Raw genomic sequence first — 21,709 nt, 5'->3', positions numbered from 1 at the left:
TCATTATATTATGTAGCTATCTATTTAATACTAAAAGAGTTAACTAATATTTGAACGGTTATTATACGTCAGAGTGACGTAATATATTACGTCACTTTAGGAAAATTAACTGTCGCTATATATGAGAGTGATTTTGAGGCAACCCTATAATTAATCAAGAATATAATTTACTGAACTGACTGATTCACTTAATTCCTTTAAAAGCGTGTTCAGGTTCTTTTAAAATAGTGTCTCACTCTTTTAGTACCTCATAATCTAAAAAAAGCCCACCGTAGTGGGCAAGGGACATTACAGGGAGAAGTCGTTATTTAATGATATTGAACTAATTGATGAGCTATCTTTGCAACACCTTTAGCTGTTAAACGTACTTGATCAACTATCTTTTCTGAACCATCTTGATGTTCAATCGCTGTGAATTTATGAACTAAAAAGCCACGTTGAATTTTATCTTGGTAGGCTGTCCAACCAGGTGCACCTGGGCGACGATAAATCCATTTGTTTGTGGATAACCAGCTAAATAAATCCTTTGGTTTCATCTGTAAGTCTTTAGCTGCATTAGTAATACAGTAGCTCTCATCACCCCCTGCTATTTTCTCAAAAGCTTCAGCCTTAGGGAGCACAGCTTTAATCTCTTCTTTAGCTGCATCTAACTGGACCGTTTTTGTTTCTATAATGGATTGAGCCATTTGCAACGCTTTTGCTAACACCAGGCTTGGATCATCTTTTTCCTGACCAGCAATATAACCACCATTTTTACGGATACTAGGCAGTACTTCATGTGTTACCCAGCGCTTGAATACTTTGGCTTCAGGTCGACGGCTTTTAAGGATAGCTGAGTACAGCCCAGACTCGTTAATCGTTTGTAGTTCCTGGCTTCCACCAGGGGTGCCCATAATGTGGGTACCCTTTTCATCTCCGTCTAAAGAGCGAGTCATCTTATACGCGGTTGCATAACCCAATACCTCTGCCACATCCTTCGCCACAAACCAAAGCTCACCCTCTTTGTTAATCACTCGCACTGCAGATGTATTAAATTTAAAAGGTATTACGTTCATTCTTATTTTCCTTAATATATTTAAAAAAAAAAGCCCACCGAAGTGGGCCGTGCACAACTATTAATTGTTTTTATGTTTCTGATGGTTATTTATCTTCTGATTAAACAAAGCAGATTCACGCTGATCCTGCCGATGCTTATAAACCCAATTCACGATAACGGTTATAAACGTCAGGATTACACCGATAATCACCCCCCAGTCTTTTACCGTAAATCCTGCAATAACCGTCACGGCACTGGCCGCATAAGGTGCGTTAGAAATTATCTTCTCGGTAATCATCGGGCTAACCATTGTCTATCGTTGCCGGGCAACACCTTTCACTTTTTCCATGGTGCGAATACCGCCTAACCCCAATAGTGTTAAGACCAAAGTAATGAGCTGGCTGGTATCAATGGTGGGCAGCATTTCAACGACATCGGTACGATTAGCGAGGGATAGACCAATGATAATCAGATCTCTTAGTACCCAGGCATACATCAGTAGTCCTACACATAACCAACCCAGGCCAGGACGCCAACCTGATACAAAAATGGATGGATGCTTAGCTTCTTCTAGTGTGGTTAAGGCTTGGAGGATATGCGGCTGGTTAAGTGTTTCGAGGGTTTTATTCCGGGCTTTTAGTCGTTCTTCATCACTGGTAAATAAATCATCAAGGCCACTCATGATGGAACCAGCAATGTCAGGGATTAGCTTATTAATATTCATCTTTTACACGCGGTTAAACTCATCAATATCACTGACAACAGACCACCAGGATTTCACATCAAAATTAGGACATGTCTTGTGCATATCTAAATCACAATGGCCACACACTTCAGCATCAGGATATTTAATCTTCCACTCCAGTATTAATCGCTCCAGGCTTTGCATCTGCTCATCAGTAAATTGATCACGACCAATTAAACACACCCCCAAGCTTGTGCTATTGTGTCCAGCCACATGAGCACCTATCCAGTAATCAGGACGTCCATGCTCTACTTGTCCATCACGTCGAATAACACGATGGTAACCAATACCTACCCAACCCTGACCTATATGCCAACGATGGATATCTGCGGCTGAATCATCCCTTCCATTCGGTGAGTCAGAACAATGCACAATTAGTCGGGTAATATTCATAGATTTCTTCCTTAAAACAAAAAAAGCCCGCTATGACGGGCTTATTACAGGTATATTTAAGAACGCTTAATTGTCATACAAACGTCATAACAGGCTTACAACTAAAATTTCATTTGACCCTTTTTTTTGGTCTGTTTTAAACTCGTTGAGAATCAAGAAGTTATAGAAGTGGGTAAAAAAAGGGTTAAACACCCCAAATCAGGCTACAGTTCTTTAACAATCAGTAATTCAGTAGTTTTAGCTCTAGTTAACTGCCGCATAGGCAGCTTAGAAATTGTGGCTATCATCAACGATTTTACCATTAACGTTAACTGCCGCATAGGCAGCTTAGAAATTTACCAAGTAACAAGTCTTCAGGGATAACATGTTAACTGCCGCATAGGCAGCTTAGAAATAGTATAGCGGCAAATCGCTTAAGGCTAGCACGTTAACTGCCGCATAGGCAGCTTAGAAAACCACCTATGTGTAAATAAGGCAGCGTATTTCGTTAACTGCCGCATAGGCAGCTTAGAAATAGTTGATTGATCACTACTATTACAATCAATCGTTAACTGCCGCATAGGCAGCTTAGAAATATGTGGTGAAATAAATGATAAAGAAACAGGAGTTAACTGCCGCATAGGCAGCTTAGAAATATATGTAGTAAGTGTGATGATGGTTCGGTGCGTTAACTGCCGCATAGGCAGCTTAGAAACTAAAGAGAGAGGGTGAACTCCAGATGCCAAAGTTAACTGCCGCATAGGCAGCTTAGAAATATCTCAGTAACAACTCCATATACCCCTGATTGTTAACTGCCGCATAGGCAGCTTAGAAAATTAGGAGCTATTACCACCTCTGGGAGTATCCTGTTAACTGCCGCATAGGCAGCTTAGAAATGTGCCCACAAAGCTAACATGACAAGTAATAAGTTAACTGCCGCATAGGCAGCTTAGAAATGAAACGCTAACAGATATACAGCGTGCAGCGCGTTAACTGCCGCATAGGCAGCTTAGAAAAGTAATGGTATACACAGCATAGATGCAAAGATGTTAACTGCCGCATAGGCAGCTTAGAAAAGTGTTGTTTATACAGACCCATCACCTACCTCGTTAACTGCCGCATAGGCAGCTTAGAAATATTCGATGCTATGTTGGTGCTTATTCGTACAGTTAACTGCCGCATAGGCAGCTTAGAAAATTGGTCTTTGTTTTTTGGTACTAACACTATAGTTAACTGCCGCATAGGCAGCTTAGAAAAACCTAGTTCCGCAATATACTGCTCTGGAGTTGTTAACTGCCGCATAGGCAGCTTAGAAATTTAATGTGAGTACTTTTTCGCGTAAGTCATCGTTAACTGCCGCATAGGCAGCTTAGAAAATATTGTGATTTTCTGAAAGCTGAGTCTAAAAGTTAACTGCCGCATAGGCAGCTTAGAAAAAGTTAAGTTCAAATGTAGGTTCTTCACGCTTGTTAACTGCCGCATAGGCAGCTTAGAAATGGTAGCCATATTCGCTTACTGCAATACATCCGTTAACTGCCGCATAGGCAGCTTAGAAATCCATAAAAAAGTTTACGACGAGATACAGAAGGTTAACTGCCGCATAGGCAGCTTAGAAAAATACGACATAGCTTACTTTCAACTTCATCGAGTTAACTGCCGCATAGGCAGCTTAGAAATACAAGATCACCACGTTAGAAATTACACTATAGTTAACTGCCGCATAGGCAGCTTAGAAATGTTCCAGATCATCAAACTGTTGCTCGATTTGGTTAACTGCCGCATAGGCAGCTTAGAAAATTTAAAGCTATTCCATAGTTTTGCCTGTCGTGTTAACTGCCGCATAGGCAGACCCCAAAAGCCCTATTTACCGGGCTTTTTTTTATTTTAAATATTAAATAACTTGGGAGGCTTTTTAGATATGAAAATCTTTTAGACGGAATAATGGATTCTGGAAAAAATATACCCCTGAAACGGTACCAAATCAACTTGTTTGCTGAAATAAATTTATTTTGGAAGAAATGGCTGTGGTAATTTCTGTTTCCCACAGGTAAAACTCTGCCACACATGCAGTATATCGGTCATGCCATGTCTTCTTCCACGCTTCTGGTTTTACCCCGCAGAACTTCGCCATGCTTGCTTTTGGCATTGGCCTTCTACCATTTGAGCAAGAGCACTTTCGAGCTTTTGCAATATACACCCCCGTCCCGTTACATGTCGGACAAATATTCTCCCCCACTAATTCATTTATTACCAATCGCCCCAGCTGTAAGAAAAAAAACATACTGCGCTTGTCGTCATCTGCGAAAGGTGCTCGCCATTTATTTTTAAGCCCGAAAAGAATGACTGCACGCTGCGTGAGTTTATCCAGCTCGTGAATAACTGTCTTGTCTCCCACGTACTTCAGTAACCCAAATAAGTACGCTTCTCGTGATATATCGGCCATCCCTAATGCGCCAGCCACGTCCTCCGCTGTAAGTCTTGGAATTCCGCCTGGTATCACATCGTGTTGAACGGTTCGATGCCCTAATAACGCCATGACACTTGCGTTGGCCATACATTACTCCTTAAATGGTCTCATGACATTCATGTCCTCTTGGTGTCCTTTAGAAAAACTAAATCACCACACCCCTTCATCCTGTTAAACTAAATACACTTTCTTCTCGGCTTCTAGCGTGCGTATTTCTTTTTTTAATCTAAGTACACGTTGTTCATAGTTATGCACGATGACGGCATTAAACGTTTGTAGATCACCAATCCTCAGGCTAGTACGTCGTAGTATTGAAGTCTGCATGGCGAGTTCCGCCTGGGTATTTGGTTGGAATATAAATTCAGTTTGTTGTTGTTTTTTAGGATGCTGGCCGTGAATTAATTTCACTCGTTTTTTTCCATGAACCTCTAGCAGCCCCCAACCAGGTGGTAAATCTTCAACTGTTAATAGTCGGGGTGGCGTCATAAAATACCGATATTTACCAACACCGAATTCAGGGTGTTGTCGAAAAAACTTCTTACGGTCCGCATGAAAGTCCGCGCGACTGACTTTAACCTCAATAAGAAAAGAATCTCTACCGCCCCGTATCCAACCTATCGCATCAGGTTCTTCCAGCGTCAGTGAGTTTGCTTTCAGCTCGGCAAAAGCTACGGAGCAACCAACCGTTTTTAGTAGCCACCGTTTGGCAACCTGGCAAAGTGCTGTATGCGAATATGTATTCATGTGTACGTCCTGTAACTGGGTGAGAAACTTTCTCGTTTACTACGAATCTAACTATTGGTCTTAAAAACTGCGTACCTTTCATTGCTTCGTTGTAGTGCTCAGTAGCCCAGAAAGAGATTACGAAGCAATGACTTTTTCTACCGATAACTCAAGCATCAACTGCCGTGATTTAAATACCCTATCGTTTATGGTTAGCCTGCAGGCAGGTGGGCGTATTTAGTTATTGTTTCCTTTGCGGCAGCAAAGCCCTTGCAGACAACAGCCATATACCCGTTCTCTGTTAACCTATTGATCCATTCAAGCTGTGAGTCACTCACTGGCGCACTTTTCGGCGGCGTTGCTTTAAACTCGATGGCAAGTCCGTGATACCCACCACGCGGTTGTAAAATCAAAATATCCGGCACTCCTGCTTTAACGCCCTCGCCTTTCAACTTCTTCGCCACAGCAACATGACGATGGCCGCCATTCGGTACATGAAAAGCACAGTCATAAAGTGTTCTGTAACGTGTATACATCCAGATAAATAATGCTTGCTGTTCCTGTCCTTCGAGATCCCGTCGTTTAGCAATGTGCGCTGGGGTTAAATGATTGATGTATTTGTTTTGTTTCATGCTGAGTTAGCTCCATTGGCTAAGCGGGATCTCATCGCAGCTAACGCCGATTTAGCTGACCTCAGTTGTTGTAAACCCTGGGCTTTGATCTGAGCCTGCAGCTTAGCTTCGTGATACTGCTCGTTGATATCCAGTAGTGATTGACGCCTAGCGTCTTCTAACGCTGGTCTGACGTCGGGTATCTGTTCGCCGTGTGCAATACGGTTACACAATTGCCGATATAGGCTCTCAAAGGTCTTTCTCAGCGTTTTTACTTCATCACCCTGAGCACAACGTATGCGAAAGAAGTCTGTGGCTTTAGCCGCCGCATAGACGGCCTCATGACTCCAGTTGTGTGTCATTTGCTCGTGGCTATGCCGGGTTACTTCCTGCCAGGCTTGTTCAACTGAGGATAAGCCATGCTGTTCGTGATCAACGGTCGTGCAGTAGTGGAGGAAGTCCGCCAACGTGGGCATAAATCGAGATTCAGACTCCGAGCGTTGTATACCCTTTTCCACTTGAGCGGGTGTGAGTTGTTGAAAACGTTCGTTGTTCAACCACTGCAGTTTGGCACTCCGGAGCTTGTAATCCAGGTTAACCCCGTTATTGGCCAACGTGGGTACATCCAACGGCCAGGCCTTTTTGAACTGCAGGGGCCACACGGTTTCAAACATACCAAACAGTTTGTTGATCAGCGCACGCTGTGCTTTTGCCGGTAATGCTGACACCGTTTGCGCGTGTTGCTGACGTTGGTCTTCACCTGTCGTATGCTGTTCACCAGTCTGTGTCTTCGAGTCGTTGACGGAATGAATCGTTTTCTGAAGTAACTGCCGTCCGCTGTGCATAACTCACCTCCATGGTGTGTTTTTCGTGGTTGATGATGTTTACCCGAGTGTTGTTTTTCTCGTTGAGTGCGTGTTGAAGCTGGTTTTCCCTGGTTTGCTGAGCTTGATACCGTCGATACTGGTGTCGTAGGTGATTAAAAAATTTGGCATCCCACGACGGGTGTTGTTTACCCTCACCCACCCAGTACAAAACAAATTCGTCTCGTTGTTCACTGGCAAATTGTTTGGGAATACCTGCGCGCAGTAGTTTTGCTTCCAGCAATGGCCAATCAGGTTCCCAATTGTCGGTCATGGGTTTGGCCACCGGATTTTTTCTCGGGGGTGGTTCTCCACGATTAAAAATTTCTAGCGCTGGATCATTATCCTCGCGCGCGGTCGTAGTAGTAGTTATTGGGGATTCTATTGATGGTTTGGGTGTCACAGCTCTGACACCCTCCCCCTTGCAGAGCTTTGGCACCCCTTCTGTTATAGGGGTGTCACTAGGTGGTACCCCTATGGTTGTAGGGGGTTCAATTTGACACCCCTCATTTTGTTCGGTCTCTGGTGTAAGTGACTCTTTATCTGGCTCAGGGTCTTTTGGTTTGGCACCTACGTGTAATAAAAAATAATTTGTGCCGGTGGCGCCATTAATTTTCACTCGATTTTGTTTAGTGAGTAATCCGAGTGTTTCGAGCGATTTAATATGACGTCGTGCAGTGGATTTAGACATCGAGGATTTTTTAGCAATGGTTTCCATCGATGGCCAACAATATCCTTCGTCATTGGCATTATCTGCCAGAGATAAAAGCACTATTTTTTTATGAGGGTCCAATTGTTGAAGGGAAAAAGCCCAGGTCATAGCATGAATGCTCATACCATCCTCCTAAAAAAATAGGAAAAACTGTTGTTTTTTTCGTTTGGATTATCCATAATTACTAAGTCTCTTTGTCAAATTAAAAACTGCTTATCTCTCACGGGTAAGCAGTTTTTTTTCTGCCTGAAATTTGTAAGAAAAAACACCCGTTAATAAATTCAGGGTGAAAAAAATCCTGCTGAACTGTTCAACATTTTTTTCCAATTCGTCATTCACAAAAAATTAAGACAATAAAAATTCTCTCGCCTTTTTTATGAACAAAAGGCGTCGTTAATATTTATTGAATTAATGGATACTTATTTAAGTGAAATGAATTTATGTCCCTATAAGTCCTCCTTGACAAGCCACTGTCCAGATATACAGCACAATCAAGCCTAATGACAATACACCCCGAATTTTGTATAGTGTATACAATACAAAACGTGTTCCTGAGCCGCTGTACAGTCATTTGTCTGACGCATAGGCAGCTTAGAAATAACACCCTGTACTGTTTTTTTATATGGCCGGACACCCCAGGGTGTGCCGGTCTTTTGTTGTTTATTATTATGTTAACAATACATTACCAGCCTAATTGTATTGTTACAGTGCAAGATTAGCAACCTTAACAATACAAAGCAATATTGTTCGTATAGTATGAGTCAACTTTGGGAAAGAATCAGAATAGCCAGGACATCTTCTGGACTTACTCAGGAAGAGCTTGCGGATGCGTTAGGAGTTGCTCGTCCAACAGTCGGACTATGGGAAAATCCTGATCCTAAGAAGCGCTCTCGCCCAAGAAACAAAATGCTTCATAACATAGCAGAAGCTACAAACACCCCCTACAACTGGCTTATATCAGATACATCAGAAATAAACTCCCTCCTCCTAGAACAAAATCCTTGCCTAAAAACTAAAGAGCTAGAAAACAGGTTAAAATCTGAAATCATGGAACACCGTCAAGAAGTTACTAACCACACCAATAGTGCCATGTGGGAAAGAATCCGAGCAGCAAGGATTGATGCATGTCTAACTCAAGAAGAGTTTGCTGAAAAATGCAACGTTTCTAGAGGAACAGTTGTTCTATGGGAAAGCTCTGATCCAAAGAAAAGGATTATTCCTAGACAAAAAAAGCTGGAACTTATCAGCCAAATTACTGGTGCACCATTAGGTTGGTTACTATCCGATAAAGAAGTAATCGATACAAAATGGAAAGAAGAGCATCCTGAAGAATCTTCTCAAGAGCTGGAAAAACACCTTGAGGAAAGTAGACATAAAATGCTTGAAGACGTCAAAAAAGCAGCTTCAATAATTTACTCACTTGCATCTCAGTCAAAAATTAATCAAGAAGAAGCTGATGCAGTAATAGCGCTAGCCAGCCTGATTAAGCGCAATAAGTAGGCTTCATTATCTAATCTGTATTACTTGCACACCACACAAAAAAACAACACCAAAACTATTCAAAATGAAATATTTAACAATACATCTGTTGACATCACATGTATTGTAGGTAATAGTTATTCATAGCAAAGGAGAACGCTATGGATAGCACAGTCACAACATCAGACGGACACTGGCAAGCACGCCTTACCAATCCCTACCTTGCCCCGCGCGAAACACTCTACTGCTTAGGTCTTCTATCTGGAAAAACGGATAAGGCTATTGCACGGGATCATAATATTGAACCTAGCAGTGTTAGCCGTCGGATTAAAAATGCTCACTACAAACTCAAGACGACAAACCGAGCCCACTTGGTGGCCGAGCTTATTCGTCTCAATGTTATCAGGTTAAAAATTCCACCTATGATTGCCATGCTTTTAGCGGTATTCACTATCAACAGTGTGGCACTCGTTGTAAACGACAACCCAAATAAACCCAGGCAAGTACGGGTTATACAACGCACATCACGACGACCGGAGTATATGTCACTGGATGATGATTACCCTAAAGGAGAAAACTCATGGAAGAGTATGCCACTGTTTATCAGCTGAAAAGTAATGTGGATTATCTTGTCGAACACTTAGTAGGAGGCATATCAACAACAAGCCTTGTTTCATCCACTCACGATTTTAAATGTCAGGTGTGTTTTGTCCCCATCAATGGCTGTAGCACATTAGCCATTGTGGATAACCAATTATTTTTTCGTGTTCACCTGCAGATGACATTACCTGAGTTAGATAAACATCAGCCTTTCTTTATCAATGTATTTATTACCGGGTGTATTAACGCTGAAAAAAGCTTGTTGGTTATCCACAGCAAAAACAAACAACACGCTAGTTTATGCCTGCAGTTATTTACCAAGGCGGTCAACCAACAAAATGCTGTTGACTATGTTCTGCAGGAGGCTGCATGAAACCTATGGCCTCTCCTATTCATTCAACAGCGGCGTTAGAAGTTCATCAGATCAAAAGGAGGAATCAAACAGAAGCAGAATTAGTTTGGGATAAAATTTCCAGCGATTCTCAACTTAAGCGAGAAGTAAATACAGCGCTTTGGCTACGACTACGTTATTTACTGCGTAAAACTTATCGCAAATTATTAATAGAGCCTGCTGGCTACTAACACATAACATAAATTTATTTTTTAACACGCTCAGGTATGAGCAACGGCATTTTATTGCCTAAAAAAAGGGAACGATATGAAAGAGATGGAAACAGCAGTGATCAGTGCATTTAATAATCTGGCTGACACAGGCGTAATCAATGAAATTATTGCTTCAAACGTTGAGCGGAGCGTTAAAAGTGCGGTTGAAGATTGCCTAGAACCTTACTCTGACTTTGGTGGGCAACTTAAAGAAGCGATTAAAAAGGCATTAAATATCAATATGGAAAGCTTATACCTTGGAGGTTACAACGATTTTATTCTCAAGGTCATCAAAGCAAAGCTAGATGCCATTGTCTTTGAAGAAGGTCGAAAACAAATTGAAAGCAATCTGGAAGAATTACTAGCGCCTGCACCAAAGGAAATAAAGTTTTCTGAGCTGATTGAAGACTTTAAACAGTACGTAGTTAATAAAGAAGATGAACTGGATGATCATATTACTTTCAATTTCAAGAAATTAAGCTCACTTTCACTTATTTATTTTGATGAAGAATCCGGTAAAAGCAATTATCAGTGTAAGTTCAAAATAACAGTTAATGAAGAAGATCATACCATAAACTCAATAGAAATTGATGACGTTAAATATGGTGAAAAGCTTTTTATCGGTAAGTTATACAGTTTTGAACGCGATTTATTTCAGCTGTATACCGCAGGTACCAAGCTTATCCTGGACTTTGATGACGTAGATCCTTACTACCCAGAGTGTGAAGAATATTAACCTGGGTTATCCACAGTAAGCCCCCTTGCGACATCAATACAGGAATTAATATTGTGAGTGCAACAGCCGAAAACAAATCTATACAACACTTTTTTGACTCGTTGTTTAAAGACATTCCTAGGGAATTAACACTTTCCGAGCTGATTAATACGTTCAAGGAGTATGCGGGTATTGTAAGAGGAGAACCTGTTAGCCAAATTTCATTTCACACGACCCAACTGAAGTTTGTGTCGATCATTTATTTTGACTCACAACCCAATATACAAGACTACAACTGTAAATATGCCCTTGTAGTGGATAGCAGTGGTAAAGCTATATCACTCCAAACTGGCAAGCTCGTTGGATTTGAGCGTTATTTATTCCAGCTACAAGCCATCTGTACCAAGCTCATCCTGGATTTGGATGTCGTAAATCCATACTACTCCGCGCATGAAGAGTTGCAAAAGAAGTTATCCACAGACAGCACTTCTTACCACATTAACGCAGGACTAAAACAATGAGCATCAAAGCCAAGGATAAAAACAAATTTACTCCCTGGAAACCCAATACACGCGTCATCCGTTTTCAACACGAGCGGAGAAGAGGTATGCAGTTTCTAGCAACAGAGCTGTCACTGGATCTTGCTGCAGGGCTCGCTAATCAGGCTATCAGCAACATGCTCAACGCGGTTAAGAATGAGGATACAACACAGTAAGCGTATAACACTTGCCTATACATGGGCAGTAAACACAGGAAGTGAATCATGTTGATACTAGGTCGCCAGGTTGGACAGTCTCTGCGAGTAGGAGACTTCCGACTTATTCTACGGGGTAGAAACCCAAAGAATGCAGAAATAACGCTGGTTTATGGCCATCGCGTGCGCATTATGACCGTTGCCTACACACTGGCTTTTAAATTGGGTAAGTCGATAACCATCACCCCCTATCCTCACAGAGGTAATGAGTTCATAAGTGAAAGAGCGATGAACCAGGTGAACTTTCATATCCGTGCACCTCGTGATGTACCTGTAATACGGGATGAGATTGAAGCTGTTCGCACACAACAATCCGCTTAATAACAATTAACGCATTAGGTAGGGAAAACAATGCAATTAAAATGGGTAAAACTTGCAAAATATTTAGAGCTTTCGGGTGACACTCGCCATGCCTTTACTAATAAGCAACGTACTGGCGTATTTCTTCGAGATAGAGAATACCGCACATGCAGTGATGGGCGTATATGGGTCAATCTTGAAGCAGTCGAACAGTGGGCGCAAAAAAGTGAACCTAGGAGGCATGCGTGACACACAGTAAATTACCTATTGGTGTTAGCATCCGGAAAAACATTCGTTCTGAGTCCTTGCAGATCGCTTTTTCATACCGTGGTGTTCAATGCAGGGAAACACTGAAAATTAAACCCAATAAAGCCAATATCAAGTATGCTGAAGCTCTACGTGCTGAGATTATTAGTAAAATTGAGCGGGGTTTATTTAAATACAGTGAGTATTTCCCTGAATCGCCCAAGTGCAATACATTTGGTGAGGCTCAACAAAAAAACCTAAGGATTGCTGATTTACTAGAAGAGTATCTGACAGATCTCCCAAGGACAGTAGAACCATCCACAGCAGTAAGGTATCGCCGCTCCATACACGGACAACTGCTCCCTGAGTTCGGCAATATCCTAGTCACTGAACTCACCCCCAGACGAATTAGGCAGTGGATAAAATCAAAACGATGTAAACGTAAGACAATTGCTAACCACTTAATACCGTTGGTGAAAGTACTCCGGCTAGCAGTAGTCGACGGTATTATCCTTCACTCACCGATGGATGCGATTTCATTGGATGATATTATCCACAAGCAAGCTAAGGTGAGTGATTTTAAAATAGATCCTTTCACCCCCGATGAAATCAACCAGCTGTTGAGTGTCATGGAAGGACAAGAACGTAATGCATTTCAGTTTGCCTTTTACACTGGGGTTAGAACCAGTGAGTTAATTGGACTTACCTGGGAAAAAGTTAACCTTAGACATCAAAGTGTGTTGATCGACCAAGCCAAAGTCGAAGGCGAATTGAAAGGCACAAAGACTGGCGTTAAAGGGGAGCGAGAAGTCTATTTGTTTCCCTCCGCTATTCAAGCACTTGAGAGCCAAGCTGAGTTTACCCATGATAGTGAGTTCGTGTTTCATAACCCTAGAACCAATGAATCTTGGGCAGATGACCAGCAATTAAGAAAACGAGCGTGGATTCCAGCGATAAAACGTAGTGGCTTACGGTACCGAAATCCTTACCAAACACGCCACACCTATGCCTGTTTACTTATCGCCCGTAATGAAAACCTTTTTTGGATCGCCAGCCAAATGGGTCATCAGGGTATTGAGATGATCAACCGTCACTATGGTAAGTTTATTGAAGAGGCTGGGGATAATGCTAAGTACAAGCCTAAGTATGAGTGGTAGTCTGATTCACTAATAGCTGAAGTTAAATTTTTAATTCACGCAGTTTAGGAGAATATAATTATTGTAATATAGTTTCACACATTGCTTGTAATGTAGTTCTAACTTTATTAAAATTCGCACTCTTTCCAAACACAACCCTCCATGTGTATTAATTTTTTAATTATTGGATAGAGGTCTTAGTGTATCCAAGTTAACTATTGCTGTTGAAATTAAGCCTATTATTGGCGCCTATAATTATAGGCTTGCATTAATTTAAATACTGTATCATTTCAAACTATTTTCTAGTACATCATCTTGGACTTTTGCCTAAGTGATTTCCTATTGCCTGGAAAAAGTAGTTAATTTTGAATACCAAACAAATCTGTGACTAAGTTGTTTAGGTGAAGTAGTGACAACAATTACTCTAAGAAAAATATTAACCGGTAGTCTTATAGTTAGTTTGCTGTTTCTTACAGGCTGTGCTACCCGAAAAGATGCTGCATTTACAGATGATACGACTAACGTCGATACTTCAAAAGAATCAGTTGCATTTTTTACTCTTAAAATATCAAATAAAAACAATATAGCATACCAACCATATGTTCATAGTTTAATCGTTTTTGAAGATAAAGAGAAAGACAATAATCGTTTCTCATTTGCAGTGGAAGATCCATACAAAGAGGTAGAGAGTCAATATAATGAGTACATTGTCAGCTTCCAGGTCAAACCTGGTAAGTACATCTTAACCGACCTAATCGCTCGCGGAGGATGGTTTCCTATAATGGGCGTATTTTCAACACCTCTATCTAAAAGTATTACGATTCCAGACAATAAAGTAATCTATTTGGGTCATATGGATGCAAAAATAATTGATAAAACTAAAGATGACGAGTTAAGAGCAGGTCCTCTTCTCCCTTTAGTTGACCAAGCTATAATTGGAGCATCTACAGGAACATTCAAGATAAAAATAACCGACAGGTATGATCAAGACATAAAGTTGGTACAGAAAAAGTATAGTTACCTAAATGATTTACCCGTTGAGAACATGACGCTTTCTGAGTGGGAACAGCCGGTTAGGTAAGGTTAGCCAACTTACTTTTTATTTGCATGATTCAAGGTGTATAGGAAAAGCCTATACACCTCTTTATTCAGAGTATTAGCCAATAATTTTTTCTATAAACTGGCTGTATTCATCTTTCATTGGCAAATCAAGGTCTACTTTGAGCCTGTTACGAAGTGCTTTTACATGCTCATCCGTCTGAGGGTTATAAGCCTCTTTTTCATACGTTTCCCAGTAAAGACCAACGCCTCTTTTCTGCCAGCTTTCGATATCGTTAAAATTAATTCCTCGTTGAAATAGGAATTCATTTTTTTCAGCCACTGACATCTTATTAAAAGTCGCTGCCGCTTTTCTAGGAGAAACACCTTCTTTCCTTAAGGCCCAGTAACAGTGAGAGTTTAAAGCATTCCTATGAGCGTCCTCATTTCGCCAACGGAAATAGTCAACCACTAGCTGTTTGGATGGCAATTGACTAATCCTAGAGTCAAAAACACCCATATCACCCAGCAGGAGGCTAAACTTAGCACTGGCTTCACCCGCCAAGACAGAGTTAAGTTTTCGCTCTTTTCGGTCAAAGGTATTCTCATTTAAGTCAAACAGTAGCGATATCTCATCACTCTGGGTATACCCATAGATAACCTTGAATCCGCACTGCATTAGATGGCTGACGGTTTCAACCATAATGTCTCTAAACTTAGGATCGTAAGGAGCCTGAAAATTATGCTTTTCTTTTGTTAGAGACGTAAAACAGCGGCCATCAATTCTAGCGACTATGTATATACCAGGTAGTACACTATGATCATGAGCGGTTTCATAAACCCGCATCTTTGCATCTAACTCACTAAACTTCATCTTTCCACTCGTCTACAACAAAACCATTTTCAGACAACCTGACATAGTAAAGCTTATCAAATCCTTCATTATACTCAGGTAGCTCAAGCTTTTTATAAGTCGCTTTGATCCCAATCTCAGGTATGCATTCTTTGCCAAGACGTTGACTATTTCGCCTTAGGCACTCTTCAAGCTTACAGGAAAAATAATAGCCTGTTACCTCAAACCTATGAGCTTTAAAGCCGCTTATATAACCTTCTCGATCATTTCGCGTAGGGTTAGTATTATCGATTACACATGGCTGCTTAGATTCTAGGCAAGCATTAAATAAAATACGCTCACGGTGTCTTGTCCTCAGCATATCCATATTCAAACGCAAATGAGTCTTATTAAACTGATTTAAGAAAAATGAAGACTTTCCACTCGCCTGCAACCCGATAAAAATAACTCCGTTCATACTTCTAAACTCATATCAAAACAATTTGCTATCCAGCACTAAAGTGATAGAGGTTATTATGACTCTATCGATAGAGGAGAAATAGTAATATACATAACACTAGATTTGGAAGGAATTTTATTTGTCATTCCTAGGAATATTACTAATTTACCTCGATAACTAAATGGGTTGGCGATAACGCTAAGTGGCAGTGTAGCTTAGAGTAAAATACTTATTGTAATTCATACCAACTTTTTGGAATAAGAGCATAATCTCCTCTCCACTTGTTATCTCTAACTGCTTGTTGAAACCAGTATTCCTCAATATCTGCATGGTCAGTAATTATAACTTGAAGTCTTGGCTCCAAACTTTTAACTATTTGAAATATCCATTTAAATATTTGTTTTAATGCTTCACGATCTTCATCTTTTTCTATTTCAAGGAGACTACCAGTTATTGAGTTTTCAGCAGGAAAATAGACCTGTGAAGGCTGATCAAGAAATATAAAATTGCCTACTGGTCTTGAATTTTCAATGAACCATTTTGCAAGAGCAAAGTACGCTACTAAATGATAACCTACCCAGTTTTCACCACTTCCCATATTGCTCATTGATACTACTCCTGATGGAGTATCGGAAACAATAGTCAGTTTATTTAAATCTAGTCGTATTCTATGCTCGCTATGTTCTAATTTTAGTTCTCTAGCCCATTTAGTCATGTCCTCAGCAATACAGCTTAACTGAGCGTTTAGTTTTTCTTTCATAGCTTCTGGATCAAGATCATTTAACAAGCAGTCTATTTTTTCATCCAGATCTACTATTTTTATTTTTATGTTTTTTACATCTTTATTCCAGTTTATTCCTTCTAAATATAAACTCACCTTTCCAACTAACTGTGCTCGAAAAAAATCTTGATTAACTCGCTTCTTGATATTAGGATCATGATCTTTAATATTAAATATTGCCCTTTTAACCACATTAATTCTTTTTAACAACTTTTTTTGGTCTTCTTGTAGCTTTGATAAATAACCGCTAATTCTAGGTTTTGTGGAGTTCACGCCATCAAGTTTACTTTCCAACTCAACTATTGCTTTCTTTATACTTTTTTCAAACTTTAGTTCATCATTATTACTTGCATCACATACTGGACAAGTATTTTCAAATCCTTTTAATGATCTAAATAACCCAATAGATTTAAGCCTATAAACTTGGTTATTGGCAGCATCTCTAAAATTTGATTCATAAGATTCATACTCTTTTGCCTCGCGAATACGCAACTTATAAATATATCTTTTTTCTAATAATTCTTCTAGCTCTTTTTCTAAATTAGACAGCGGATCAGCAATATCTGAAGGAGTAATATCTTTTGGAGACCATCTTGCTACGGTAGTTAGCACCTTAATGAGATCTGTGTCGCCAATATTTGTTATATCTGATTTGTACATTCCAAGTCTAACTGCTTCATTTAATAACTCATAACCTTTACTTAGCCCATCAACCTGAAGGGCCTCAATTTCCCTCACTTGTTTTATGAGCTTATTACGTTCTCGTTTTAATTCTCGTAGCCGACTTTTTTCATTTAAGCGGTTATCTTCTGCAGCACCTATAAAATAAGGCAATGTGTCTTTAATATTTTGAGGAATATAGGCTTTAGATTGCTGGTGAAACAAAACGTCATTATTTGCAATTTCATTTTGACTTAAAAACAGGTAATAACGTGAGTGGCGAAAACCTAATTTTACTTCAGAACGAGTTTGACTTTCAGGTACATCGGTAATTTGCTCAGGAACACCTATTTTCAATGTTAGATATTTTACAACATCACTAATATTTGTACTACTTATGATAGATTTTTTATCTGGTATTGAGATGTCATAAGAAATAATCATATGAGCATCTGAATTAGCTTTCTTTCCCCCCACTGGAGCAGCTCTAGCAATAAAAACTTGACTATCGCAAAACTGTAATAAGACTGCATACCATTCAACTGTATTCTTGATACACCCTTCTTTTACTGTACACTCGCTTGCACCAAGACAGTACTCGACAATATCTATTAACGACGTTTTTCCTCTTTTGGAAGCTCCTGTAATAATATTTACTGTCCCCAGCTCAAACTCAACATCCCTTCGTTCATCATTTTTTCCATAGAGAGATATCGTTTTTATCTGCATAGTCATGGTCGTACACCTAAATGTATGTACACTGCTTCAACAGTTATTTCAGAAAACCAACGCCCAAGAAACCCTGCAGCTAAATAGCATTGATTGAAATCAGGATTACATTTTACATATTTTGGTTTTTTAGGTAGCGAAATATCTGTAAGAGAATAGTATCCTTTCTGATCTAGTAGTAATAATTTATATTTTAATAAGAAAATAGCTGCTGAATTTACAATTCCTATATATGCCGAAGCTGTTTTTGAAAAATTTATTAATTCTCCTTGATTTTCCGCCACCCACCCTATAACTGAAGTTACTGTTTTGCTTGGCAATAACCTTAAATACTTTGGAGACAAAGATAAAGGAGCCACTAAATATTTTAGAGTACAATGAAATGGCTTACTACTCTTCGTTTGATATTCTCTAATAGCTTGATACAACACGACGCCAGCATATGCTGGATTATAAAGATTAAACTCTTCTTGAGAGTACATATCATTAGTCAAAATCATGCTGCATCCTCGTTGCTACTTTCTTTTAGTATTTCTAAGTAATCGGGATGCCATCCAATTTCAAGGTTATCTGAGAGTATTTCATAACTACCCTTTGAAACATAAGCCTCAGTAAAATCCTTTCTAATTGGAATAACTCCATTTTGTATACACTCTCTATACAAATTGACTGAGTATTTTCGCTTCCCCTCTTCACTCTCAATCTCTATATCCGCCTCTAAAAACATTTCGAACTCTTCCCATTTTTCACGCAACCGCATGTCATAATTTTTTAGTTCTCCTGGATCTAGCAACCCATCTTTTGCCCATTTACTTCTTTGACAAAATGCACGGTAATAAAAGCGTAAAGCTCGCTCTTTCATTTTACTCGATGCGTTAAAAATATTTAATTGTTTAATAAAGTTTCGGCAATTTTGTTCAATATCAATAACATCAGGAAAAACATTTGCAAACTCAGTAGGCAAATTATTATCAGTATACTCAAATTTAATCGTATCAACTATATTTTGAAGTCTTTCTAGGTTAATGATTCCAGTAGGTGTTTTACTTAGTTCTTCAATACACCACTGAAGCCATATACCCTCTATGCGGTCAGTAAATGCTTCAGCCGTTTTCTCTGATGTATATTGTCTTCCATAGCGTACTAATTTACTTCTAAGTATAAGTAAATCATCATTTCTACCAATAATATAAATATCACTTACAAAAAGTTGTTTTTCTATACCTGTTAAATCACTAAAAGCATTATATCCACTTTGATTATTTTTATTTTCTTCTTTACATACCTCTACCATTTTTTTTATTGCACGATCAATATCCCTGCTTTCAGTATTACTCAAATAGCTTGCAATTGAGTCAATTGGTAATGATTGAGTTGTAACTAGCGTAAGAGTAATCTTCCCTAACTCAAATTTCCCTTTTTTTAACATATCAATCCAAACACGTATTGTCTTCCAAATATCAGAGCTTCTATCTGTTATATTTCCAACTCTTTTCTGATGATATTTTGCTTGAATTAACTCTATTGGAGAGCCATTTTGATCAAAAGCAACGTCATCTAGAGTCTCTATTGATAGATTATATTGATTAGGTTCATCAACTTCGGGAAGCTTTTTCAAAGCAAGGTATAAACCAAACCTAACTTGATACAGGTACCCAAGCATTGATGGAGAGGCATCAAACTCTGACTTTTGGTTCATACTCGAGAATCCTTCTCAATTTCAGCTAATTCCTGCCATACATCGCAATGCTTCGTTATTTTGTTAAAAGCTATACATTTATATGTCCTAGCAGATCCTAGTAATTCCGTACAATACAGCTTTAATAAATACATCAACTGTTGAATAAGTATACCTAAACTTCATGTCAATATGCTAGACGGGACTATAGCCCTTTAATCGGTTTAAATTTATACAAATTGCTTTCAAGTCATACTTCAAAAGAATTCTAGTTAAAAGTGTATATTCAGATTTGTCTAGCTAGAGAATTAGTAAAACTTAAACTATTCGGTCATTAAAGACTTCATCGGCTGCAGTACTTTGTTTATTTTGTAGTTCACATCATTTTCACGCAAGAACAAAATAATTTGGCTTTATTCTTAAATATCAACAAGTTAAAGCCAATCACCCAGGCTTTCATAAAAAACCCACATCTTTGCATCTGACTCACTAAACTTCATTTTTCCACTTGTCTCCAACAAAACCATTTTTAGACAACCTGGCATAATAAAGCTTATCAAACCCTTCGTTATACTCTGGCAGCTCGAGCTTTTTATAAGTAGCTTTAATCCCTATCTCAGGTATGCATTGCCAAGCGGTTTCTTAATGATATTTAGATTAACATTTAATCAAGCGTGTAAAAAAACTGTAAGATAGTATTGATATGGTTGTAGCTTTTATGTACTCTGGCCGCCGGGCATGGTTGCTCAAATACAACAACTGGGTATGTAAATGAAAAAATATATTTCATCAATCGCTATTTCTCTGGCTTTAGTTGGAGCTGGACTTTCTGCAAACTCTTATTCCGCCGATCCTGTAACAATTCGTTCTGCAAGTTTGGTTGCGACTACTAGTGGCAGTAATCTTGACTTGTACCATCTCTACCTTAGAGATACCGGAACCAAAGAACTTTATCTGCGTCGCGATGCGTATGCCGATTGGACTTTAAAGTCTGTTGGCGAAGGATGGTTTAATATTGTAAGTATTCACCGTCCTGGTGGCTGTATTTACGACTCCTCTGGCTCTGATTTGGCTAAATATGACAGTAGCTGTAACAGTGACTTCCCTCGTGCTGAATGGAAGCTTCAGTTAGTTAATAACAATTTTAAAATTGTTAATAAGCTAGGTCGATGCTTGGAGTTGCATCCTGAACGTATGAGACTTAAAGCTGTTGCCTGTGGACCTGATAATCTGCAACTATTCCGCATTTACTAAGCAGCTGTAGGCAATCTGTCGGGTCGAATTATAGCAGGATGGTTTAATTTCCATTCTGCTAGGGATCGAGGTGAAATTCCTCGGGTCTACCTGGCTGTTGCTATATCATCGTGTCCCCTCAATAAATATGCGTAGATGTTAAAAATTTTTTGGTTTCTACATGCTAGCCGAGGGGCAACGGTAATGAAATTAATCTTGATTTTGTTTTACCATCAGAACGTCAAGTTGAGTATAATTTCAGTATCTCCTGCGAAATAAAATTGTTATTTGAAAAAAACTGAAACAACTAGATTAGTATTGCACTACTGTTGTAGTACAATTTTTATTATAACAGTTGAATAATTGGATTTTCGAACCACACCATTATCACACGAGATAAAAATAATTAAATTTTATTCTTAAATATCAATAAGTTAGAAGCAATTGACCAGGCTTTCAAATCCCGCCATTTTCATTCTCTCCAAACTCCACAAAACTCCTTATATTTTCTACTACTTAAATGAAAATCATCAAGAATGCCTATATTCTCTCTCATAATCATGGCTTTTAACAGCGTCAGCAACCATAACCCAAGTTTGTTAAGAGGCTGGCCCTCAATTTTAAGCCACCCCATCTGTTCACAATAAATAGCAAACCCTTGATATTTTTCATTAATCCACATTTCATCTGGATGGTCATGAAACCCAACAACACCAACATCCCCATCCCGAATTTCGAAATTAATGCAATTTCGAATGCGTTCTTGGGATAACTTACCTGAATCCGATAAATCAGTAATCAGCTTCTTATCCATTAAGACATTTGGATCAGTAGCAATCTCAATAGCATGCAAGCATATACACTGATAATTCTTAGGACGTACAGGTATAAGCTTGAATGATTTTTTTCGTTTCCAGAACATGTAACCTCATGGCG

The 21,709-nt window shown here is 39.2% G+C and carries 27 protein-coding genes and 1 CRISPR repeat array; of the genes, 12 read left to right on the top strand and 15 right to left on the bottom strand.

The window, feature by feature from the left end; all coding sequences use genetic code 11:
* Nucleotides 1–308 precede the first annotated feature (308 nt).
* The 9 genes from ACQ96U_RS15910 to ACQ96U_RS15870 form a co-directional block, all read right to left on the bottom strand.
* Nucleotides 309–1,055: a phage antirepressor gene (locus ACQ96U_RS15910; protein ID WP_431722244.1), complete on the bottom strand. Its 747-nt coding sequence runs from the start codon at nt 1,053–1,055 to the stop codon at nt 309–311.
* Nucleotides 1,056–1,115: 60 nt separating this feature from the next.
* Complete coding sequence (locus ACQ96U_RS15905) at nt 1,116–1,334, bottom strand: phage holin (RefSeq protein ID WP_431722243.1); 219 nt, start codon at nt 1,332–1,334, stop codon at nt 1,116–1,118.
* A gap of 15 nt (nt 1,335–1,349) precedes the next feature.
* Nucleotides 1,350–1,760, bottom strand: coding sequence for a 3TM-type holin (locus ACQ96U_RS15900; RefSeq protein WP_431722242.1), 411 nt, complete (start codon nt 1,758–1,760; stop codon nt 1,350–1,352).
* A gap of 3 nt (nt 1,761–1,763) precedes the next feature.
* Entirely contained in the window at nt 1,764–2,174 is a 411-nt protein-coding gene (locus tag ACQ96U_RS15895) for an N-acetylmuramoyl-L-alanine amidase (RefSeq protein ID WP_431722241.1), read from the bottom strand.
* A gap of 246 nt (nt 2,175–2,420) precedes the next feature.
* Nucleotides 2,421–4,009: direct repeats of the CRISPR family, unit length 28 nt; unit sequence GTTAACTGCCGCATAGGCAGCTTAGAAA.
* 125 nt (nt 4,010–4,134) lie between these two features.
* Nucleotides 4,135–4,707 (bottom strand): hypothetical protein, encoded by a 573-nt coding sequence (locus ACQ96U_RS15890; protein WP_431722240.1) that lies wholly within the window; start codon nt 4,705–4,707, stop codon nt 4,135–4,137.
* An 84-nt stretch (nt 4,708–4,791) separates the two neighbouring features.
* The gene (locus ACQ96U_RS15885) at nt 4,792–5,364 is read right to left on the bottom strand and encodes a hypothetical protein (RefSeq protein WP_431722239.1); all 573 of its coding nucleotides are present in this window, start codon (nt 5,362–5,364) and stop codon (nt 4,792–4,794) included.
* A gap of 191 nt (nt 5,365–5,555) precedes the next feature.
* The gene (locus ACQ96U_RS15880) at nt 5,556–5,975 is read right to left on the bottom strand and encodes a VRR-NUC domain-containing protein (protein WP_431722238.1); all 420 of its coding nucleotides are present in this window, start codon (nt 5,973–5,975) and stop codon (nt 5,556–5,558) included.
* Nucleotides 5,972–6,799 carry a replication protein P gene (locus tag ACQ96U_RS15875; RefSeq protein ID WP_431722237.1) on the bottom strand — a complete coding sequence of 276 codons (828 nt, stop codon included), beginning with the start codon at nt 6,797–6,799 and terminating at the stop codon, nt 5,972–5,974. The genes ACQ96U_RS15880 and ACQ96U_RS15875 overlap by 4 nt, the downstream gene beginning before the upstream one ends.
* The gene (locus tag ACQ96U_RS15870; RefSeq protein WP_431722236.1) at nt 6,729–7,652 is read right to left on the bottom strand and encodes a DnaT-like ssDNA-binding domain-containing protein; all 924 of its coding nucleotides are present in this window, start codon (nt 7,650–7,652) and stop codon (nt 6,729–6,731) included. The genes ACQ96U_RS15875 and ACQ96U_RS15870 overlap by 71 nt, the downstream gene beginning before the upstream one ends.
* A gap of 633 nt (nt 7,653–8,285) precedes the next feature.
* On the opposite strand from ACQ96U_RS15870, the gene ACQ96U_RS15865 reads away from it, so the two are divergent.
* The 11 genes from ACQ96U_RS15865 to ACQ96U_RS15815 all read left to right on the top strand — a co-directional run bounded on the left by ACQ96U_RS15865 (nt 8,286) and on the right by ACQ96U_RS15815 (nt 14,443).
* On the top strand, nt 8,286–9,029 hold the full coding sequence (locus ACQ96U_RS15865) for a helix-turn-helix domain-containing protein (RefSeq protein WP_431722235.1): 744 nt from the start codon (nt 8,286–8,288) through the stop codon (nt 9,027–9,029).
* A 140-nt stretch (nt 9,030–9,169) separates the two neighbouring features.
* Nucleotides 9,170–9,619: a helix-turn-helix transcriptional regulator gene (locus ACQ96U_RS15860; RefSeq protein WP_431722234.1), complete on the top strand. Its 450-nt coding sequence runs from the start codon at nt 9,170–9,172 to the stop codon at nt 9,617–9,619.
* Nucleotides 9,589–9,981 carry a hypothetical protein gene (locus ACQ96U_RS15855; RefSeq protein ID WP_431722233.1) on the top strand — a complete coding sequence of 131 codons (393 nt, stop codon included), beginning with the start codon at nt 9,589–9,591 and terminating at the stop codon, nt 9,979–9,981. Before ACQ96U_RS15860 ends, ACQ96U_RS15855 begins: the two co-directional genes overlap by 31 nt.
* Complete coding sequence (locus tag ACQ96U_RS15850; RefSeq protein WP_431722232.1) at nt 9,978–10,190, top strand: hypothetical protein; 213 nt, start codon at nt 9,978–9,980, stop codon at nt 10,188–10,190. Before ACQ96U_RS15855 ends, ACQ96U_RS15850 begins: the two co-directional genes overlap by 4 nt.
* A gap of 76 nt (nt 10,191–10,266) precedes the next feature.
* A complete protein-coding gene (locus tag ACQ96U_RS15845; RefSeq protein ID WP_431722231.1) occupies nt 10,267–10,947 on the top strand; it encodes a hypothetical protein in 681 nt (226 codons plus the stop codon).
* A 53-nt stretch (nt 10,948–11,000) separates the two neighbouring features.
* On the top strand, nt 11,001–11,447 hold the full coding sequence (locus ACQ96U_RS15840) for a hypothetical protein (protein ID WP_431722230.1): 447 nt from the start codon (nt 11,001–11,003) through the stop codon (nt 11,445–11,447).
* Nucleotides 11,444–11,641: a hypothetical protein gene (locus tag ACQ96U_RS15835; RefSeq protein WP_431722229.1), complete on the top strand. Its 198-nt coding sequence runs from the start codon at nt 11,444–11,446 to the stop codon at nt 11,639–11,641. The genes ACQ96U_RS15840 and ACQ96U_RS15835 overlap by 4 nt, the downstream gene beginning before the upstream one ends.
* Before the next feature lie 48 nt (nt 11,642–11,689).
* Complete coding sequence (locus ACQ96U_RS15830; protein ID WP_431722228.1) at nt 11,690–12,001, top strand: hypothetical protein; 312 nt, start codon at nt 11,690–11,692, stop codon at nt 11,999–12,001.
* A gap of 30 nt (nt 12,002–12,031) precedes the next feature.
* Nucleotides 12,032–12,229 (top strand): hypothetical protein, encoded by a 198-nt coding sequence (locus ACQ96U_RS15825; protein WP_431722227.1) that lies wholly within the window; start codon nt 12,032–12,034, stop codon nt 12,227–12,229.
* Entirely contained in the window at nt 12,226–13,383 is a 1,158-nt protein-coding gene (locus ACQ96U_RS15820) for an Arm DNA-binding domain-containing protein (RefSeq protein ID WP_431722226.1), read from the top strand. The genes ACQ96U_RS15825 and ACQ96U_RS15820 overlap by 4 nt, the downstream gene beginning before the upstream one ends.
* A 388-nt stretch (nt 13,384–13,771) precedes the next feature.
* The gene (locus ACQ96U_RS15815) at nt 13,772–14,443 is read left to right on the top strand and encodes a hypothetical protein (protein WP_431722225.1); all 672 of its coding nucleotides are present in this window, start codon (nt 13,772–13,774) and stop codon (nt 14,441–14,443) included.
* A 75-nt stretch (nt 14,444–14,518) separates the two neighbouring features.
* On the opposite strand, the gene ACQ96U_RS15810 is transcribed toward ACQ96U_RS15815, so the two are convergent.
* The 5 genes from ACQ96U_RS15810 to ACQ96U_RS15790 all read right to left on the bottom strand — a co-directional run bounded on the left by ACQ96U_RS15810 (nt 14,519) and on the right by ACQ96U_RS15790 (nt 19,561).
* A complete protein-coding gene (locus ACQ96U_RS15810; RefSeq protein ID WP_431722224.1) occupies nt 14,519–15,274 on the bottom strand; it encodes a tRNA(His) guanylyltransferase Thg1 family protein in 756 nt (251 codons plus the stop codon).
* Nucleotides 15,264–15,710 (bottom strand): AAA family ATPase, encoded by a 447-nt coding sequence (locus ACQ96U_RS15805; RefSeq protein WP_431722223.1) that lies wholly within the window; start codon nt 15,708–15,710, stop codon nt 15,264–15,266. The genes ACQ96U_RS15810 and ACQ96U_RS15805 overlap by 11 nt, the downstream gene beginning before the upstream one ends.
* A gap of 211 nt (nt 15,711–15,921) precedes the next feature.
* A complete protein-coding gene (locus ACQ96U_RS15800; RefSeq protein WP_431722222.1) occupies nt 15,922–17,868 on the bottom strand; it encodes a DUF3732 domain-containing protein in 1,947 nt (648 codons plus the stop codon).
* Nucleotides 17,865–18,362, bottom strand: coding sequence for a three component ABC system middle component (locus ACQ96U_RS15795; RefSeq protein WP_431722221.1), 498 nt, complete (start codon nt 18,360–18,362; stop codon nt 17,865–17,867). Before ACQ96U_RS15795 ends, ACQ96U_RS15800 begins: the two co-directional genes overlap by 4 nt.
* The gene (locus ACQ96U_RS15790) at nt 18,359–19,561 is read right to left on the bottom strand and encodes an ABC-three component system protein (RefSeq protein ID WP_431722220.1); all 1,203 of its coding nucleotides are present in this window, start codon (nt 19,559–19,561) and stop codon (nt 18,359–18,361) included. Before ACQ96U_RS15790 ends, ACQ96U_RS15795 begins: the two co-directional genes overlap by 4 nt.
* A 750-nt stretch (nt 19,562–20,311) precedes the next feature.
* Here ACQ96U_RS15790 and ACQ96U_RS15785 point away from each other — a divergent pair.
* Nucleotides 20,312–20,794, top strand: a complete 483-nt coding sequence (locus ACQ96U_RS15785; protein WP_431722219.1) for a hypothetical protein — start codon at nt 20,312–20,314, stop codon at nt 20,792–20,794.
* A 451-nt stretch (nt 20,795–21,245) separates the two neighbouring features.
* Here ACQ96U_RS15785 and ACQ96U_RS15780 read toward each other — a convergent pair whose 3' ends face one another.
* Complete coding sequence (locus tag ACQ96U_RS15780; RefSeq protein ID WP_431722218.1) at nt 21,246–21,695, bottom strand: hypothetical protein; 450 nt, start codon at nt 21,693–21,695, stop codon at nt 21,246–21,248.
* Nucleotides 21,696–21,709: the final 14 nt, after the last annotated feature.

The organism is Zooshikella sp. RANM57 (genome assembly GCF_050749885.1).
GTDB lineage: Bacteria > Pseudomonadota > Gammaproteobacteria > Pseudomonadales > Zooshikellaceae > Zooshikella.
This window is presented reverse-complemented; position numbering and strand designations above follow the sequence as displayed.

What these genes read in the sequence shown, in the direction of transcription:
- ACQ96U_RS15910 (WP_431722244.1), bottom strand. Translation starts at nt 1,055, where the DNA reads ATGAACGTAATACCTTTTAAATTTAATACATCTGCAGTGCGAGTGATT.
- ACQ96U_RS15905 (WP_431722243.1), bottom strand. Translation starts at nt 1,334, where the DNA reads ATGATTACCGAGAAGATAATTTCTAACGCACCTTATGCGGCCAGTGCC.
- ACQ96U_RS15900 (WP_431722242.1), bottom strand. Translation starts at nt 1,760, where the DNA reads ATGAATATTAATAAGCTAATCCCTGACATTGCTGGTTCCATCATGAGT.
- ACQ96U_RS15895 (WP_431722241.1), bottom strand. Translation starts at nt 2,174, where the DNA reads ATGAATATTACCCGACTAATTGTGCATTGTTCTGACTCACCGAATGGA.
- ACQ96U_RS15890 (WP_431722240.1), bottom strand. Translation starts at nt 4,707, where the DNA reads ATGGCCAACGCAAGTGTCATGGCGTTATTAGGGCATCGAACCGTTCAA.
- ACQ96U_RS15885 (WP_431722239.1), bottom strand. Translation starts at nt 5,364, where the DNA reads ATGAATACATATTCGCATACAGCACTTTGCCAGGTTGCCAAACGGTGG.
- ACQ96U_RS15880 (WP_431722238.1), bottom strand. Translation starts at nt 5,975, where the DNA reads ATGAAACAAAACAAATACATCAATCATTTAACCCCAGCGCACATTGCT.
- ACQ96U_RS15875 (WP_431722237.1), bottom strand. Translation starts at nt 6,799, where the DNA reads ATGCACAGCGGACGGCAGTTACTTCAGAAAACGATTCATTCCGTCAAC.
- ACQ96U_RS15870 (WP_431722236.1), bottom strand. Translation starts at nt 7,652, where the DNA reads ATGAGCATTCATGCTATGACCTGGGCTTTTTCCCTTCAACAATTGGAC.
- ACQ96U_RS15865 (WP_431722235.1), top strand. Translation starts at nt 8,286, where the DNA reads ATGAGTCAACTTTGGGAAAGAATCAGAATAGCCAGGACATCTTCTGGA.
- ACQ96U_RS15860 (WP_431722234.1), top strand. Translation starts at nt 9,170, where the DNA reads ATGGATAGCACAGTCACAACATCAGACGGACACTGGCAAGCACGCCTT.
- ACQ96U_RS15855 (WP_431722233.1), top strand. Translation starts at nt 9,589, where the DNA reads ATGGAAGAGTATGCCACTGTTTATCAGCTGAAAAGTAATGTGGATTAT.
- ACQ96U_RS15850 (WP_431722232.1), top strand. Translation starts at nt 9,978, where the DNA reads ATGAAACCTATGGCCTCTCCTATTCATTCAACAGCGGCGTTAGAAGTT.
- ACQ96U_RS15845 (WP_431722231.1), top strand. Translation starts at nt 10,267, where the DNA reads ATGAAAGAGATGGAAACAGCAGTGATCAGTGCATTTAATAATCTGGCT.
- ACQ96U_RS15835 (WP_431722229.1), top strand. Translation starts at nt 11,444, where the DNA reads ATGAGCATCAAAGCCAAGGATAAAAACAAATTTACTCCCTGGAAACCC.
- ACQ96U_RS15830 (WP_431722228.1), top strand. Translation starts at nt 11,690, where the DNA reads ATGTTGATACTAGGTCGCCAGGTTGGACAGTCTCTGCGAGTAGGAGAC.
- ACQ96U_RS15825 (WP_431722227.1), top strand. Translation starts at nt 12,032, where the DNA reads ATGCAATTAAAATGGGTAAAACTTGCAAAATATTTAGAGCTTTCGGGT.
- ACQ96U_RS15810 (WP_431722224.1), bottom strand. Translation starts at nt 15,274, where the DNA reads ATGAAGTTTAGTGAGTTAGATGCAAAGATGCGGGTTTATGAAACCGCT.
- ACQ96U_RS15805 (WP_431722223.1), bottom strand. Translation starts at nt 15,710, where the DNA reads ATGAACGGAGTTATTTTTATCGGGTTGCAGGCGAGTGGAAAGTCTTCA.
- ACQ96U_RS15800 (WP_431722222.1), bottom strand. Translation starts at nt 17,868, where the DNA reads ATGACTATGCAGATAAAAACGATATCTCTCTATGGAAAAAATGATGAA.
- ACQ96U_RS15795 (WP_431722221.1), bottom strand. Translation starts at nt 18,362, where the DNA reads ATGATTTTGACTAATGATATGTACTCTCAAGAAGAGTTTAATCTTTAT.
- ACQ96U_RS15790 (WP_431722220.1), bottom strand. Translation starts at nt 19,561, where the DNA reads ATGAACCAAAAGTCAGAGTTTGATGCCTCTCCATCAATGCTTGGGTAC.
- ACQ96U_RS15785 (WP_431722219.1), top strand. Translation starts at nt 20,312, where the DNA reads ATGAAAAAATATATTTCATCAATCGCTATTTCTCTGGCTTTAGTTGGA.
- ACQ96U_RS15780 (WP_431722218.1), bottom strand. Translation starts at nt 21,695, where the DNA reads ATGTTCTGGAAACGAAAAAAATCATTCAAGCTTATACCTGTACGTCCT.